Source organism: Novosphingobium sp. SG720 (genome assembly GCF_012275365.1).
Lineage (GTDB): Bacteria > Pseudomonadota > Alphaproteobacteria > Sphingomonadales > Sphingomonadaceae > Novosphingobium > Novosphingobium rhizosphaerae.
In genome coordinates, this window is record NZ_JAAZQN010000001.1 from 2,101,825 (window position 1) to 2,117,020 (window position 15,196).

Genomic DNA, 15,196 nt, shown 5'->3' on the forward strand with positions numbered 1-15,196 from the left:
CAGGTTCCAGCCGGTGGCCCAATGGATTTTTTGCACCATCGCGTGAAGCCAAAGCATGGCTTGCGCGTTCGGGCACAGGACAGCAGCCAACAGCAGGAACAGCCTATGACCACCGTCGCCGATGTGATCGTGAAAACACTCGAAGCGGCGGGCGTCGAACGCTGCTACGGCATTCCGGGCGACACGCTCAACCACATCACCGATGCCATCCGCACGAGCGGAATGCGCTGGGTCCACGTCCGACACGAGGAAGCCGGCGGCTTTGCCGCCGGGGCCGATGCGATGCTGACCGGCAAGCTTGCCGCCTGTGCCGGATCGTGCGGCCCGGGCAGCCTGCATTTTATCAATGGCCTGTTCGAATCCCACCGCAATCGCGCCCCGGTCGTGCTTATTGCCAGCCAGATCGTGCGGGACGAACTGGGCTTCGACTTTCCGCAGGAGGTCGATTTCAAGGCGGTCTATGCATCCTGCAGTGTGTTCTGCGAGGAAATTCGCACACCGGGACAGGCCCGGCGGATGACCGCGATGGCAGCGCAAGCCGCACTGGCCAAGCGCGGTGTGGCGGTGCTGATCGTGCCTGCCGACGTGTCGAGCGCGAAGGCCGCAGACGAACCGGACTTTGCCGTGCATCACGCCACTCCCGTCGTTCGCCCTGCGGACGCGGAACTGGATCGCCTTGCAGCGGCCCTCAACAGCGGCCGGCGGATCGCGATCTACGGCGGCTCGGGGTGCGAGCAGGCACATGATGCCGTCGTCGCGCTGGCCGACCGGCTGCGGGCGCCGGTGGTGCGGACATCGCGCGCCAAGGACTTTCTCGAGCACGACAATCCCTTCGATGTCGGCATGACCGGCATCTTCGGCAGTGAGTCCGGCTATCACACGCTGGTCTCCTGCGACGTGCTGCTGCTCCTGGGCTGCGACTTTGCCTGGCGGCAGTTCTATCCCGAAAAAGCCACGATCCTGCAGGTCGACCTGGATGGCACGCACCTCGGCCGACGGCATCCGGTCGATATCGGCGTTGTCGGCGACATCGCGCCGACACTCGAGGCCCTGCTGCTGCGGATCGCGCCACGCGACGACAATGCCTTTCTCGACGAATGCCTCGAACACCACCGCAAGGCACAGGCGGCACAGGCGAAGCACGCCACGGTCGGCAAGGGCGGCGCGATCCACCCGCAATATCTGACCGAGACCATTTCGCGCCATGCCGCGCCCGACGCGGTGTTCACCGCCGACGGCGGCTCACCCATGGTCTGGTCGCTGCGCCACATTGCCGCAACCGGCCGGAACCGCACGGTGGTCAGCCTGACCCACGGCACGATGGCCAATGCCATGCCGCAGGCGCTGGGTGCCAAGGCGGCCTTTCCCGATCGGCAGGTCATTGCCCTGTCCGGCGATGGCGGCCTTGCCATGTTGCTCGGAGACCTGCTGACCGCCGTGCAGGAAAAGCTGCCAATCAAGGTCATGGTCTTCAACAATGGCGCACTCGATTTCGTGGAAATCGAGCAGAAAGTCGAAGGCTTGCTTGACGCCTATACGGAACTGGTCAATCCCGACTTCGCGCGCGTTGCCGAAGCGATCGGCTTTCGCGGGCGGCGCGTGGAACATGCCGAAGACCTTGACGCTGCTGTACAGGCCTGGTTGCAGGAGCCGGGTCCGGCGCTGCTCGACGTGGTCACCGACCGTTATGAACTGGTGATGCCACCGGCGGTCAAGCCCGGGCAAGTCGCGGGTATGGCGCTCTATTCCGCCAAGGCCGTGCTGGGCGGACGTGGCCGCGATGTGGTCGGGATCATCCGGAACCTGATCGCGTGAGCGGGCGCCCTACCCTCACCCAAGCGCTGTGGCGCGATCATGCGCTGTCGCGCAATGTGTTGTTGTTCGTGGCGCTGGCCGGAACCATCGGGTCCATTGCGGCAGGCCTGGACCATCCCCGCGCGTGGTGGTTGCTGTTCCTGTTCGTGCCCTTGTTGCTGATCACGGTGATCGACCTGGCGCAGACCCACCATTCGCTGCGCCGCAACTATCCCGGTTCCGCGCGCCTGCGTTGGTTCTTCGAATGGCTGCGCCCGTTCCTGCGCTCCGACATCGTCGAAAGCGATCTCGATGGGCGGCCGTTCAGCCACGACGAGCGCGCCCTGGTCTATGCCAGAGCCAAGGGCGACGTCTCGACCCATCCGTTCGGCACCGAACTCGACGTCTATTCCGAGGAGTACGAGTGGCTGCCCCACTCGATGGCGCCGACCCGCCAGGCCGAACGCTACACCCGCGTCACTGTCGGAACCGATCAGTGCAGCAAGCCCTACCGGGCAGCGCGGCTGAACATTTCCGCGATGAGTTTCGGCGCGCTCAGCGCCAATGCCATCGAAGCGCTCAACCTGGGGGCAAAGATCGGCGGCTTCTATCACGACACCGGTGAAGGCGGCCTGTCCCCCTACCATCTCAAGCATGGCGGCGACATCGTATGGGAAATCGGTTCGGGCTATTTCGGCTGCCGCGACGCCAAGGGCCATTTCCACCCCGAGCATTTTCGCGAACGCGCCGGCGATGATGCGGTCGTGATGACCGAGATCAAGCTCAGCCAGGGGGCCAAGCCCGGGCATGGCGGATTGCTGCCCGGTGCCAAGGTCACCGCTGAAATCGCGAAAATCCGTGATGTTCCCCAAGGCGAGGATTGTCTCTCGCCAGCCTATCACACCGCCTTTTCGACCCCGCGGGGCCTGCTCGAATTCGCTGCCCGGATGCGGGAGCTGTCGGGCGGAAAGCCGGTCGGCATCAAGCTGTGCGTCGGCTATCCGCACGAACTGTTCGCGGTCGTCAAGGCCATGGTCGAGACGGGGATACTGCTCGATTTCATCGTCATCGACGGGGCCGAAGGAGGCACCGGCGCTGCCCCGACCGAACTTTCCGACCGCGTGGGCATGCCGCTGCGCGAAGGGCTGATGCTGGCCCGCAATGCACTTGTCGGCACCAACCTGAAGGGCCGGGTCAAACTGGCTGCATCGGGCAAGGTCAATTCCGGCGCTGCGATCGCGATGAACGCGGCGCTGGGCGCCGACTGGTGCAACGCCGCCCGGCCGTTCATGTTCTCGCTCGGTTGCGTGCAATCGCTGCGGTGCCACACCGATACGTGCCCGACGGGCATCGCCACCCAGTCCCTGGCGCGCCAGCGCGGGTTGGTCGTGCCGGAAAAGGCCGAACGCGTCGCCCGGTTCCAGAAGGCAACCCTCGACGCCTTGCATGACATGGTGGTTGCAGCCGGTCTGAACACGCCGGACGAATTCACCCCCGACAGCCTGCGCCAACGAATCAATGCATCGGAGATGCGCTCGTTCGACGAGCTCTACCCGTTTGTGGCTCCGGGTGAATTGCTCGACGGCGCGCGCGATCCCCGCCTTGCCGCATGGTGGCGCCAGGCCGACCCGGAAAGCTTTGCCAGGCGGGCATGACGCTATGCCGACAGCTTGGCCCAGAACTTCCTGGCCTTGATCCAATGAGGCGCAATGCGGCTGTGGGTCGGTGTTTATCAATCTGCGGCCTTCAGCCGACGCTGCTCGATCAGTCGCGCTTCGCCAGATAGATCGATAGCCTACAAGCATTCGCTGATGCTGCTCCTTCAGGCGCTGCCACGACCCACACGCGCATCATACGATGCCCGATGAAAGGAGACATCCAGCGCATCATTTGGCATCAGCTCGCCCGCTGATTGCCCTTTGCCGACCGAAGGCGCGCCGCAATCGCCGAGTTCCCGAACTCTTGGGCATGCACTTTCGAACTGCGTGATCAGCCTTGAAAAGGAGGTAGCAAAATGCTACCTCTACGTGCAGAGGTGAGGTATGGCCCAGTCGATCAAACTTGCCGATGACATCATGAAGATCGTACGCCGCGAATCCGAACTGCAAAGCCGGTCGGTCGCTGGCCAGGTCGCGCATTGGGTGCGCATTGGTCGCGCGATCGAGCTGTCCGGTCATTTCGATCATGCCAGAATCACCGCGGCCCTTGCAGGGCAAATCGAGACCACGGCACTCACCAGTGAGGAAAAGGAGGTCTGGCTCGACAGCTTCGTCGAAAAGATGGGACAGCCCGGGCCTGACGAAAAATCCTATTTCGCTGGTCGGCGACAGCTTGGTCTCGGCGTCGGCCTCGATGCCGCTGGCAATCTCGTACGCGGGAAGACTGCAAGCGAGGAATGAAACCGACACTGATCGTACTTGCCGGGCCGAATGGCTCCGGGAAGTCCACGCTCTATCAGGCTCGTGTTGCCCCCAGCTTCGCCGGCCCGTTCATTAACGCAGACATCATCCAGCGTGAGGAACTCCGTAATCCTTCACCACAGGCATCCTATGAGGCAGCACAGATCGCCACCGCGCGCCGAGCCGAATATCTCGCGCAGGGTCGGGATTTCGTAACCGAGACGGTCTTCTCCCATCCATCCAAGCTCGCGCTCATAGACGAGGCTCGCGCCAGCGGCTTCACTGTCATCGTGATGCATGTCGGCGTCAATACGCCGGAGCTGTCCGTAGCGCGTGTCGCCGCGCGCGTGGAGGAAGGCGGGCATATTGTGCCGGAAGACAAGATCCGCGCCCGCTACACGCGCGGCGCGCCTTTCATTCGAGCAGCGATCCTCAAGGCTGACCGCGGCATGGTTTTCGACAATTCCCCCCTCAACCAGTCGCTCACCCACTGCCTCACTTTCTCGGATGGGCGGCTGGTCTTCGCTTTGCCTCATCTTCCAAGGTGGATCAGGTCTGTCTACGCGGCGGACCTGGTTATTTAGGATCGCCTTAAAAGCCGCCATATACGTTTTCCAAACCCACCCTGAAACCGACCCTTTGTTCATATCGACTGCCGACGCTGTGCTATTGCCATGTTGGCGCGGCTGAGCCATCCGCAGAGCAGCACCCGATAGGCGCCTCCCCCATTTGTCATTTGACGTCTGGCGCGGGGAAATCGGTCGAATGCGTAACGGCATGCCATGTAGAAAACTCGGCTTGAAGGCTCGCGATCTTTTCAGAAACGAAACGCGAGGCATCTGATCCCAAGAGCAGATGCGCAGGCGGATCCTGCGCATCAACAAGTTTCAGGACGGCTGCCGCCAACCGCACCGGATCGCCCGCCTGATGGCCGCTGATAGCTTCGCGCTTTGCCCGGATCGGGTCCATCAGCGCGTCGTAATCAGCGATTGAGCGCGGCGCCCGGACCATAGAACGCCCGGCCCAATCGGTGCGAAAAGATCCAGGCTCGACGGCAGTGACATGAATGCCCAGATGCTTAACCTCCTTGCCCAGACTTTCCGAAATGCCTTCCAGCGCGAATTTGCTGCCATGGTAATAGGCCAGCCCCGGCAGTGTCATCAGACCGCCCATCGAGGTGATGTTGAGAATGCGTCCACGGCGCCTCTGCCGCATGAAGGGCAAAACAGCCTTAATCGCCGCCACCGCGCCGAAGACATTGACGTCGAACTGGCGCCTCAGCTCATCTATCGTTGATTCCTCGACCAGCCCTTCATGGCCATAGCCAGCATTGTTGACGAGGACGTCAATCGGCCCGATTTCGCGCTCGATGCGCTCCACGAGTGGCGGAATTGCGGCATCCTGCGTGACATCCAGTAACACGCCATGCGCCAGCTCGGGAGACAGCGCCTCGAAAGCGGCGCAATCCTCCTCGTGCCGTAGACTGCCGACCACCGTATCGCCAGCACCCAAGGCTGCCGTCGCGATAGCTCGGCCGAAACCGCTGCTGACGCCCGTGATGAACCATATGCGCATGGAAGCTCTCCTGCCTGATGCCGTGGGGCGGATTTACTCCGGCGCCAAACGTGAGATAATCGACGCAATTTTCCTCATCATGCTGAGCAAATTTCATCAATGAGCAGCATCGGCCCCGGCGACCTCGCCAGCTTCCTCGCCATTGCTCGCCATGGCAGCTTTCGCCGCGCAGCCGACGCCATCGGCTGCACCCCCTCCGCCCTCAGCCATGCCTTGCGAACATTGGAAGAGCGGCTGGACGTGCGCCTGTTCAACCGCACCACCCGCAGCGTTACCCTGACCGAAGCTGGAGCGCAGCTATACGCCCGCCTTGCCCCCGCCTTTCGCGACATTGACGACGCACTCGACGATCTCAACAATTTCCGGGGCACGCCCACCGGCACGCTCAGGCTCAACGCCGCGCGCTCCTCTGCCGAAATGGTGCTGCGCCCGATGATCAGCCGCTTTCTGGTGGCATTTCCGCAAGTCCGGGTCGATCTGGTCATCAGCAACGGGCTGATCGATCTGGTTTCGGGCGGCTTTAATGCCGGAGTCCGCTTTGGCGAAACCATTGCGCAGGACATGATCGCCGTCCCCATCGGCCCGCGCCAGCGATCGGCGGTGGTAGCCTCGCCCGCCTTTTTCAAGCGCTACCCGATCCCCAGGATGCCCCAAGACCTCAAGACCCTGCCTTGCATCCGCCTTCGCTTCGAAAGTGGCCGTTACTACGCCTGGGAGTTCGAATGCGACGGCGTCGATCTGACTGTTGAGGTCGATGGTCCGCTGTCGATGAACGATCAGTCGCTGATGATCGAGGCCGCGCTGGATGGTGTGGGCCTGGCCTATGCCTTCGAGGGACAAGTCGCCGATCTGGTCTCTGCGGGGCGGCTGGTGCGCGTGCTGGAGGATTGGTGTCCTCCTTACAACGGCTTTCATCTCTACTACCCCAGTCGCCGGCAACTCCCTGCCGTGCTTCGGGCCTTTATAGATTTTTGCCACGAGGAGGCGCACGTTAAGCTTTGATGATGCTGGTGCTCATAACGCCTTAAGAGCAGTCATTCGCGGCTCCTGCATGCTCCGTCGGAACAGGCCGTTGATTCATCGCGCCGAGATCAGGGATGATCGGCCCGTTAAGAGTGCGCCATAGCAGGCCGGGGGACTGCCACATTGAAGGGTGTGGCCATAAGCCCAACACTGGCCAAAGCGGGGTTGCCGCAACCAATGTCGTCACCAAGATAAGGTATTCTGTTAGCTCCGCGTGATGCAGGAATATTTGAGCAATACGTACCATGTATTGTATCAGTATAATCCCAAAAATGGGCCAAATTCTAAATTTAGCATATGAAATATATTGAACTAATACATCACGTCTATACGTGTTTTCGATCAAATTTTGCATTCCCATTTTCATAATTTCTGTAATGGGCGATAAATAGCTTGGTATTTTTTATCGAACCATTCCGATTCACAAGCGCAAATGCCTTTGGTTCTCTTTGCTCGTTTGCAGCTTTTGCATCGGCCGCCTTCACCATTCCGAGGGCCACTGGCACGATCAGGCCGATGAGCTCGGTCGATCGCATCTAACTCATCCTCCCCGTAAACGTTGCCCTGCGAAAATAAGCACGCATCTGGCAATATCCGCAGACAGACGCGAACCGCGAGGTTTGAGTAATGTCCTGTCTCGCACCGCGAACTCGCCAATGGAACGGCGGGAACGCTCGCTCGGCTGTATTTCACCGCAAAGTAGGGATTTTAGGATTTGGCGTCGTGCAATTTTGTCTTTGATTGGGAGATGCAGTTTCGCAATGTCTCGCCGAGCCAACCGCTCCGCACGTCGGTATGCACGTGGATGGCGCGCAAGCTGCGGCAGGAAAGGGACATTGGTCGGAAGATGTCGTTTTACCTGCTCTTCCGCGCAGAGTATCATTGCCCTTCCGGGCTTTTACCGTCGGACGTGTAAAAGATGTTGATGATCCTCGCCGCCATCGCTTCGACACTGCCTCAACAGGTGAATGATCTGTCATGGATGGCAGGTCATTGGCTGGAATGCACGCCTCGCCATGAGACGTCCGAAATCTGGACCGATGCCCGAGGCGATGTGATGCTGGGTGTGAGCAAATCGGTACGCGGCAACCGAGCGGATTGGGAATTCGCGCGGATCGAGATCGCGCCGGAGGGACTCACCTTTTTCGCCAATCCCAAAGGGCAGGCGCCAACCTCTTTCCGCGCCATATCTGTCGGCCCTGGTCAGGTGATATTCGAGAATATCGGCCACGACTTCCCGCAGCGCGTGATCTACACGCGCCACGGCAACCGGCTGACGGGACGCATTGAGGGTATCATCGAGGGACAGACTCGCTCGATCGAGTGGAACTATACCGCCGCGCCGTTGAACGCCGCATGCCCGGCCATAACACAGTGATTCCGACCTAGCGCGATGCTTATCAGGCATGATCGTGCTGATCTTCTTTCCGATACAGTTCACTCCGATCGCGCGGGACCGTCTCTTTTGCTCACGGTTTGCTTGTGAAACGAAAGGGCCGATCTTCGGAAGGAATCCGCATGCGCACGCCCGCCATCTTCGTCGCCCCGGCCCGCCCCTCGCGGGAAGTCTATTTTGCCAATGCCGCGCATGGCTTGCCCAGTGCGCCCGTGCTTCAGGCCCTGCAGGACTATCTGGTCGAGGAAGCCGAGTGGGGCGCCGCTCAAGCAGCGCAACGCCATGAGACACAACTGGCCGAAGCCTATGCCGCTGCCGCCAGGTTGATCGGCGCGGATGTGGATGAAGTGGCCTTCCTGGAAAGCGGCAACCGCGCGCTTCAGGCGCTAATTCTTTCGCTGCGGCTGGAACCGGGCGATCATGTCCTGGTCGATCGCAGCTGCTGGGGCGGCACGCTGGGCATGCTGGCCGATCTGCCCGGCGTGGTGGTGGACGTGATGCCCGCCGACGCCAATGGCCGCGTTGATGTGAGCGCCACGGCAGCAATGGTCCATCCGGCCACGCGCTGCATCCTGCTTACTTGGTGTCCGGCGACCAGCGGCATCGTCAATCCGGCGCAGGCAGTGGGGGCTTTGGCCCGCAACATCGGCGTGCCTTTTCTGATCGACGCCTGCCAGATGCTGGGTCAGCGTCCGGTCGATGTGCGGGCTTTGGGTTGCCACGGGCTGGCGGCCAGCGGGCGTAAATGGCTGCGCGGACCGCGCGGGACGGCGCTGCTCTATGTCGAGCGCGATTTTCTGACGGCCCATCCCGCCTTTATGGCCGACCAGATTGGGCGCCCGCGTTCGGACGCGCGCATGCATGAGCCGGGTGAAGCCAACCAGGCCGGGCGTATGGCACTGGGCGTGGCGATCCAGGCCGCGCTGACAGTGGGACTGGAAGCCATCGCCGAACGCCTTGCCGCCCTGTCCGGTCACCTGCGCGCAGGCCTGAGCGCACTGCCCGGGGTCACGATGATGGAAAGCGGCGAGGACCTTTCCGCCATCGTCGCCTTCCGCATTGCTGGCATCCCTGACGCTCAGGTCATGGCCGATCTGGCACGGCGGGGCATTCGCATCGGCGTTTTGGAAAAGGCGCATGCGCCCATCGATATGGCGGCACGCGAACTGGACACGGTGCTGCGCGCCGCTCCGCAGGTCTATACGAGCGAGCACGACGTCGATGCGCTGGTGCAGGCCGTGGCCGATTTGGCGGTCATGGCCTAAAACCAACAGACCCTGCTGCAAATCAGCTCCGCAGGCCGAAAGCGCCATTCACCCTGTGCACAACCGTCCCAAAGCCGCATCGATACGCGGGTCATCCATCATCGCCACATTGAACCGCATAAAGCCCGAGGCCGTCTGACTGCTGCTGAAGACATTGCCCGGCGCCAACACAATATCCTCCTCCAGCGCGCGGCGCGCCAGTGCAGTGGCATCAATGCCAGCGGGGAGGCGGCACCACAGGAAGATGCCCGCCGAAGGCTCGATCCAGGGCGTCAGGCCAAGGGCCTTCAGGCGACGGACCGCATTGCCACGCGCATCGGCAAGGCGCGCACGGATCTGCTCCATATGGCGGCGATAGCTGCCGTCGGTCAGGATCTGGTGGACCAGGTTGGCGCCCACGGTATTGCCGGGCATGCCGGTGGCCATGCGCAGGTCGGCCAGGCCCGCGATCCAATCTGCCCGCGCCGCGACATGACCGACGCGCAGGCTGCCCGAGAGCGACTTGGAGAAGCTGCCCACGCGGATCACCCGTTCCAGTCCGTCGAAACTGGCGTAGCGTGGGGCCTGGGTGGTTTCGAAGTCGGCAAAGATGTCGTCCTCCACCAGGACCATGCCGGCGCTTTCGGCAATTTTCAGCACGCGCCGTGCCACTTGCGCCGAAAGTGTGGCGCCGGTGGGATTGTGGATCGCCGAATTGGTGATGTAGAGCCGCGGCGCATGGGCGGTCACGGCCTCCGCGAATGCTTCCACATCGGGTCCCTGCGGCGTGAAGGGCACGCCGATCACCCTGGCGCGGTGCGCGCGCAGCAGGGCGTGGAAGTTGAAATAGGTTGGGTCGTCCACCAGCACCACATCGCCCGGTGCGATCAGATAGCGACAGACCAGATCGATCGCCTGCGTGCCCGAGGCGGTGAGCAGGATCTGATCGGGTGAGGTTTCGATGGTCTGATCCGCCAGCCGCCGGGCGATCAGCTGGCGCAGCGAACCGAGCCCTAGCGGTGAGCCGTAGCCCAGCAGCGTGTCACCATCGCCATGGCGTGCCAGATGGCGCAATCCCTTGCGCAGCAGTTCTTGGGGCAGCCAGCTTTCAGGCAGCCATCCGCTGCCGGGCTTGAGCGCGCCGGGCCGCCCGTTGAGCGAGAGACGCAGCGCCCAGATCGGATCGACCTCTCGTTCGCGCTCGGGTTCAGCATCGGCGATCGTGAAAGGGGCGAGCACCGGTGCTACATAGAAGCCCGATCCGGGGCGCGCATGGATCGTCCCCCGCGCGGCGAGGCGCTCGTAGGCTTCCACCACCGTCGATTTGGAGAAGCCTGAACTGTCCGCCATCGCCCGCACTGATGGCAGACGTGCGCCTGCGGCCAGCGCGCGGCGCTCGATCCGGCCTTGGATCAGGGCCATCACCTGTTCCACCTTGGTGCTGCTAGGCGCGTGCTGCGGCTGCAAGTGTACTCTCCATCATATCAGTACGGTTCATTACTATCGTACTGCATTGTCCATGGCACGGCCAGCCCCTGAAGTGCAGAGACAGGCTCGTTCCTGCATGGAGTTGAGATGATGAATTCCCAAGGCTTGTACCGCTTCAGGCAACATTCCACCCCGATGCTGTTCGCCACTCTGGCGGTGCTGAGCGGCTGGGCCGTGCCGTCCAGCGCGCACACCGATCCCTTTGGCGAGCGGGTTGAGATCAAGGTGCACCGGCCCGCCGCGCCGGTGCGCAGCGACGCCATGGCGCGGCATAACATCGCGCGTTTGGGAAAGGCCGCCATGCAGGCCTGCGGCGCATCAGACGAAAGCTTCGCCCAGGTACAAGCGGCGGTGCGCCGATCCCCTTGCTGGCATCAGGCGATGGATAGTGCCGTCCGCCAAGTCGGCGATACACAGCTGAGCGCATGGTGGGCCGCGCATCGTTAGCGTCCGCGCGCGTGACGTCAATTTCGGTATAGATCGAGATGAGCGCATGGGGTGGAGCATGCACCACCCCATGCGATTTCGATCTCGGAGCCCGACCCGCAGGACTTTCAGCCGGGTCGAACGAACAGGTCGACCATGGCACCGTTATGCGCTGCGGAGCCCGCGTCAGCGAAGCCGTGCGCGGTAGCGAACCGGATCGAACGCACATTGTCGGAATTGTGATACCTGCCTTGAAACGCCGGAGGGTGTTCAAATCGGGCGTGACCCGGGTAACAGCATGATGATCAAGGCTGGGTCACCGATGCTGCTGATGCGATCGGCAAGTTTCCACGGCTGGGTTTTGCGCTTATTCTCCATGACGCGAGCCAATCTCCTGCCACTTTGACTCAAGCATGGCTGCCGACGGGACTTTGCGCAAAGCAGCTCGCAACCGACCGACCTAAAATAGCAGTAAGTCTGTTTTCTACTCGCTGACTTCGAACTGCGAATGAGCCGCGAGTGATACAATCGTTCACTGTCAATGCGATGCGTGGACGGCGTGAGTGGCCTCGAGCCAGGAACCACGTGAATCGCCGTCGAAGCTGCGGATCTTGGGCGCGCGACGATGCATCGAAAGTGGACCGTCGAACAAGGGCACAGGTCAGCCGGCGCGAATATTGCTTTGTGGTTAATCACTCCTAAGCACTCGACCTATAGCCAGTCTACATGAGACTGACGACCATCACGAACTGGGCTTATGGCGTCACCGTCGTATTGTCCCTCATTTCCGGGGGAACGATGCTGCTCGCTTCCCACGCCCAGGATGAGGAACGCACAGCGGTTGCCGAACGCGCCTTGCTGGATCGAGCCGCTGAAAAGATCGTGGAAGAGGAAGGTGCTCTGAGCGGTCTGGCGCGGCAATTCGTCATCAGCGGAGATGCACGAGATCTGGCTGCCTATCAGCAAGCAGGCCAAGGCCTGCGTTCGGTGGAGCAGCGCATGCGCGGCATGTTGGATGCAGGCGCATCGTCAGACGAGTTGGACGCGCTCAAAGCTGGCATGCTAGCCATCGACGAGCTTCAGGACGAGCAGCAGGAGGCTATTACCGCACGCCGGAAGGCCAACAAGTCCTTGGCCATCGAACGGCTGTTCGGGGCCGATTACGAACGCGATCTCGACCGGGCAATGGCCCAGTTCGACAAGTTCCAATACCAGCTCGATCAGCGCACCGAAACGGAGGTTGCCGGTGCCACGGCCCTGGCGCGAATTTGGAGGTCAGCCTCAGAAGCGGCGCTAGCCGTCACCGCTTCCCTATTCCTCTGCGTGATGTATTTCATCTTCCGCAGGCGGGTAATCCATCCGGTGGTGAAGCTCAGCGATGTGGTGGCGCGACTTGCGGCGGAAGATTACGCCGCCATCCCGCCCGAGTTCGCCCACGTCGACGAGATCGGTGATATGGCTCACGCCATCCGAACCTTTCGCGACAATGGTCTGGCGCGACAAAGGCTGGAGCAGGAACGCAGCAGTGATCGCGCCATCCGGGATATGCTTTCGCGCATGACCCAGCGCATGCAGGCCAGCGACACCTTTCACGATCTCAAATCCGTGATCGAATGCTTTATCCCGGAGATCGCGCCGACCTATGCTGGCAGGCTGTATCTGCTGGATGAAACGCGCCAGGTGATGGTCGAGGCGGGGTCCTGGCTCTCTCCCACTTCTTCCCCGCCGGAATTTCCGCCCCTGTCTTGCTGGGCGCTGCGGCGCGGACTGCCGCATCGGCCCGGCGGTGACGGCATAGATATTCCGTGCGCCCATATCGAGGAGCAGGATCGCTCGATCGACTCGATTTGCCTGCCCTTGACCTCTCAGCGCGAAACGCTGGGCCTGCTCTATTTGGAGAGTCATCGCGCCGGTGAGAGCGATGCGGCTTCCGAAGCCAATCTTACGGTGCTGGCGGAGAACATTGCTCTGGCCGTCGCCAACTTGCGCCTGAGGGAAGCGTTGCGCGCCATGGCCATGGCCGATCCGTTGACCGGGCTCGCCAATCGGCGCCACCTTGAGGCGGTGTTGGAAGCTGAAATCGCCATGGCGCAGCAGCATCCCCACCCCCTCAGTTGCATCATGGTCGACGTGGATCATTTCAAACGCTTCAACGATACTTACGGTCATGATGCCGGCGACGTGGTGTTGCGTGAGGTGGCATCCGCCCTGAAAGGCTGCTTGCGGGATGGCGGATTTGCCGCACGGGTTGGCGGCGAAGAGTTTCTACTCCTCCTTCCAGGTCTGCCAGTGGAACAGGCCATCGACCGCGCGGAACTGATGCGTCTGCGGATCAGCGAACTGAAGTTGCGCGTGGACGGCGGCGACCTGGGGACGGTGACCGCCTCATTTGGCGTTGCGGGCACACCCGAGATTTGTGAGCCGCACAAGGTTCTTCAGACCGCCGATGCAGCCCTACTCCGTGCCAAGAAAGCCGGACGCAATCGCGTTGTCTGCGCCCAACCACGGCTGGACAAGGCGCACGGTTGATCGCGCCCCAATAGCCGACATTCTTCGTTCCGAAGACGATTGTTAGAAGCCGCCGTTGGCTCATTCAGCTGAACGACGGCGAGCCATCTGCCCAGCCGGACGTTTGCCAGAGGATGTTGAACTGTTCGCGCAGCAGCGGCTGCATCGGCGCGGAGAGATCGTCCACGCGTAACTCTGGCAGGAATAGCTCGGGTTTGCGGATACTCCGGCCGCTGCCCCGCGCGCGGGTGAGTTCGACATCTTTCACGCCGCGAAAGGCGATCGACACCAGTCCTGGACCAGTCAGCCCGACCTCGATGAGCACGCTGGCAAGGCGTTCGAGATGGGTGACGATCTTGGTCTCAAGCTCCCGGCCATTGACCGCGACCTGCGGATCGTCATCGATCCGCTCCCCGATCATCGCCTCATATTCGATGGCGCCAGGCCGCACGAAGCGGGTGCGCCACCGGGTTTCCGGATTGTTGTCGGTCGGGATCAGCGGAAGCCCATAGCTCCACCATTGGCGCTTATCCGAGCCGGATTGGACGCGAACCTGCATGTCGGGCGGAAAGCGCAAAGCGGCCGTTATAACGAGCTTCGGATCGATCGCCGGCCGATCCATGGCGGCAAGTGGCAAGATGCGCAGCGTCATGCTGAGCGTAGCGACTATCTCGGGGAGTCCACCGCACATCCGGTCCATCGCCAACTTATTGACCGCGGTCCCAGCTGCTTCCCATCGGGGATCGACCTGTGGGGCGGCGAGCGGTGGGGCAGCGACGCGAATTCGTGACCGCCCGACCTTCTCGAAGGCGTCGATCGCATCGATCAGGGCAGTTGACCGGCTGTCGAGCTCCTTGACGGCGGCCATGGTCGCCGGCTGCATGCCGCGCCGGACATCTTCGTCCGTCTTCACCCAGGCCATATTGTGATTCTGGTTCATGACGTGGACCCGCTCATAGACCAGCTCCATGAGCGACTTGTTCGCCGCGCGAACGGCTAGTGCTGCCTTCTGAAGTGCCTCGTCCTCGAAATCGAACGCGGCGCCCGCCCAGGTGGCTGCCATGTCGTCGAGCGGATCGAGCGCCTTGCGCGGGTAAGGCGTCCCGAAATTATGTTCGCGCAGAAACAGGCGCAGCGACTCAGGGAGCTGCGCGCGATAGCGCCACAAAAGGCGACGTTCGGCGGCCAGGGGTGGAGCGTCGAAACTGGTCGTAGGCTCACCCCCTAGCCGCACATTGGAATGTCGAGGGCTGGGAAGCAGCGGTCATCCGAGATGCCTTCGCCGTGTGGCGGCTCTGCCCAAATGCGGTCATTCCAACGTGTCAGAGCCGGAGCGGTGTTGG

General features: G+C 62.1%; 13 protein-coding genes. 9 read left to right on the forward strand and 4 right to left on the reverse strand.

Annotation, left to right across the window (positions count from 1 at the left end; translation table 11 throughout):
- Positions 1-105: 105 nt before the first annotated feature.
- From FHW94_RS09355 to FHW94_RS09370, 4 genes are all read left to right on the forward strand, one after another.
- A complete protein-coding gene (locus tag FHW94_RS09355; protein ID WP_168555344.1) occupies positions 106-1,815 on the forward strand; it encodes a thiamine pyrophosphate-dependent enzyme in 1,710 nt (569 codons plus the stop codon).
- Entirely contained in the window at positions 1,812-3,449 is a 1,638-nt protein-coding gene (locus FHW94_RS09360; RefSeq protein ID WP_168555345.1) for an FMN-binding glutamate synthase family protein, read from the forward strand. The genes FHW94_RS09355 and FHW94_RS09360 overlap by 4 nt, the downstream gene beginning before the upstream one ends.
- A 387-nt stretch (positions 3,450-3,836) precedes the next feature.
- The gene (locus FHW94_RS09365; RefSeq protein ID WP_168555346.1) at positions 3,837-4,193 is read left to right on the forward strand and encodes a ParD-like family protein; all 357 of its coding nucleotides are present in this window, start codon (positions 3,837-3,839) and stop codon (positions 4,191-4,193) included.
- A complete protein-coding gene (locus FHW94_RS09370; protein WP_168555347.1) occupies positions 4,190-4,777 on the forward strand; it encodes a zeta toxin family protein in 588 nt (195 codons plus the stop codon). Before FHW94_RS09365 ends, FHW94_RS09370 begins: the two co-directional genes overlap by 4 nt.
- Before the next feature lie 148 nt (positions 4,778-4,925).
- On the opposite strand, the gene FHW94_RS09375 is transcribed toward FHW94_RS09370, so the two are convergent.
- Positions 4,926-5,768 (reverse strand): oxidoreductase, encoded by an 843-nt coding sequence (locus FHW94_RS09375; protein WP_168555348.1) that lies wholly within the window; start codon positions 5,766-5,768, stop codon positions 4,926-4,928.
- 99 nt (positions 5,769-5,867) lie between these two features.
- Between FHW94_RS09375 and FHW94_RS09380 the strand changes: the two genes are divergently transcribed.
- A complete protein-coding gene (locus tag FHW94_RS09380; RefSeq protein ID WP_168555349.1) occupies positions 5,868-6,770 on the forward strand; it encodes a LysR family transcriptional regulator in 903 nt (300 codons plus the stop codon).
- Positions 6,771-7,117: 347 nt separating this feature from the next.
- Here the strand turns inward: FHW94_RS09380 and FHW94_RS09385 are convergent, their stop codons facing one another.
- Entirely contained in the window at positions 7,118-7,327 is a 210-nt protein-coding gene (locus FHW94_RS09385) for a hypothetical protein (protein ID WP_168555350.1), read from the reverse strand.
- Positions 7,328-7,710: 383 nt separating this feature from the next.
- Between FHW94_RS09385 and FHW94_RS09390 the strand changes: the two genes are divergently transcribed.
- Together FHW94_RS09390 and FHW94_RS09395 are read left to right on the forward strand one after the other, a co-directional pair.
- Entirely contained in the window at positions 7,711-8,169 is a 459-nt protein-coding gene (locus FHW94_RS09390; RefSeq protein ID WP_168555351.1) for a DUF6265 family protein, read from the forward strand.
- 140 nt (positions 8,170-8,309) lie between these two features.
- On the forward strand, positions 8,310-9,452 hold the full coding sequence (locus tag FHW94_RS09395) for an aminotransferase class V-fold PLP-dependent enzyme (RefSeq protein WP_168555352.1): 1,143 nt from the start codon (positions 8,310-8,312) through the stop codon (positions 9,450-9,452).
- 48 nt (positions 9,453-9,500) lie between these two features.
- Here the strand turns inward: FHW94_RS09395 and FHW94_RS09400 are convergent, their stop codons facing one another.
- Positions 9,501-10,898, reverse strand: a complete 1,398-nt coding sequence (locus tag FHW94_RS09400; protein WP_349237474.1) for a PLP-dependent aminotransferase family protein — start codon at positions 10,896-10,898, stop codon at positions 9,501-9,503.
- A 108-nt stretch (positions 10,899-11,006) separates the two neighbouring features.
- Between FHW94_RS09400 and FHW94_RS09405 the strand changes: the two genes are divergently transcribed.
- Both FHW94_RS09405 and FHW94_RS09410 read left to right on the forward strand, forming a co-directional pair.
- On the forward strand, positions 11,007-11,366 hold the full coding sequence (locus FHW94_RS09405) for a UrcA family protein (RefSeq protein ID WP_168555353.1): 360 nt from the start codon (positions 11,007-11,009) through the stop codon (positions 11,364-11,366).
- 705 nt (positions 11,367-12,071) lie between these two features.
- Positions 12,072-13,874 (forward strand): diguanylate cyclase, encoded by a 1,803-nt coding sequence (locus FHW94_RS09410; protein ID WP_168555354.1) that lies wholly within the window; start codon positions 12,072-12,074, stop codon positions 13,872-13,874.
- A 64-nt stretch (positions 13,875-13,938) separates the two neighbouring features.
- Here FHW94_RS09410 and FHW94_RS09415 read toward each other — a convergent pair whose 3' ends face one another.
- A complete protein-coding gene (locus FHW94_RS09415) occupies positions 13,939-15,021 on the reverse strand; it encodes a hypothetical protein (RefSeq protein WP_168555355.1) in 1,083 nt (360 codons plus the stop codon).
- Positions 15,022-15,196 lie beyond the last annotated feature (175 nt).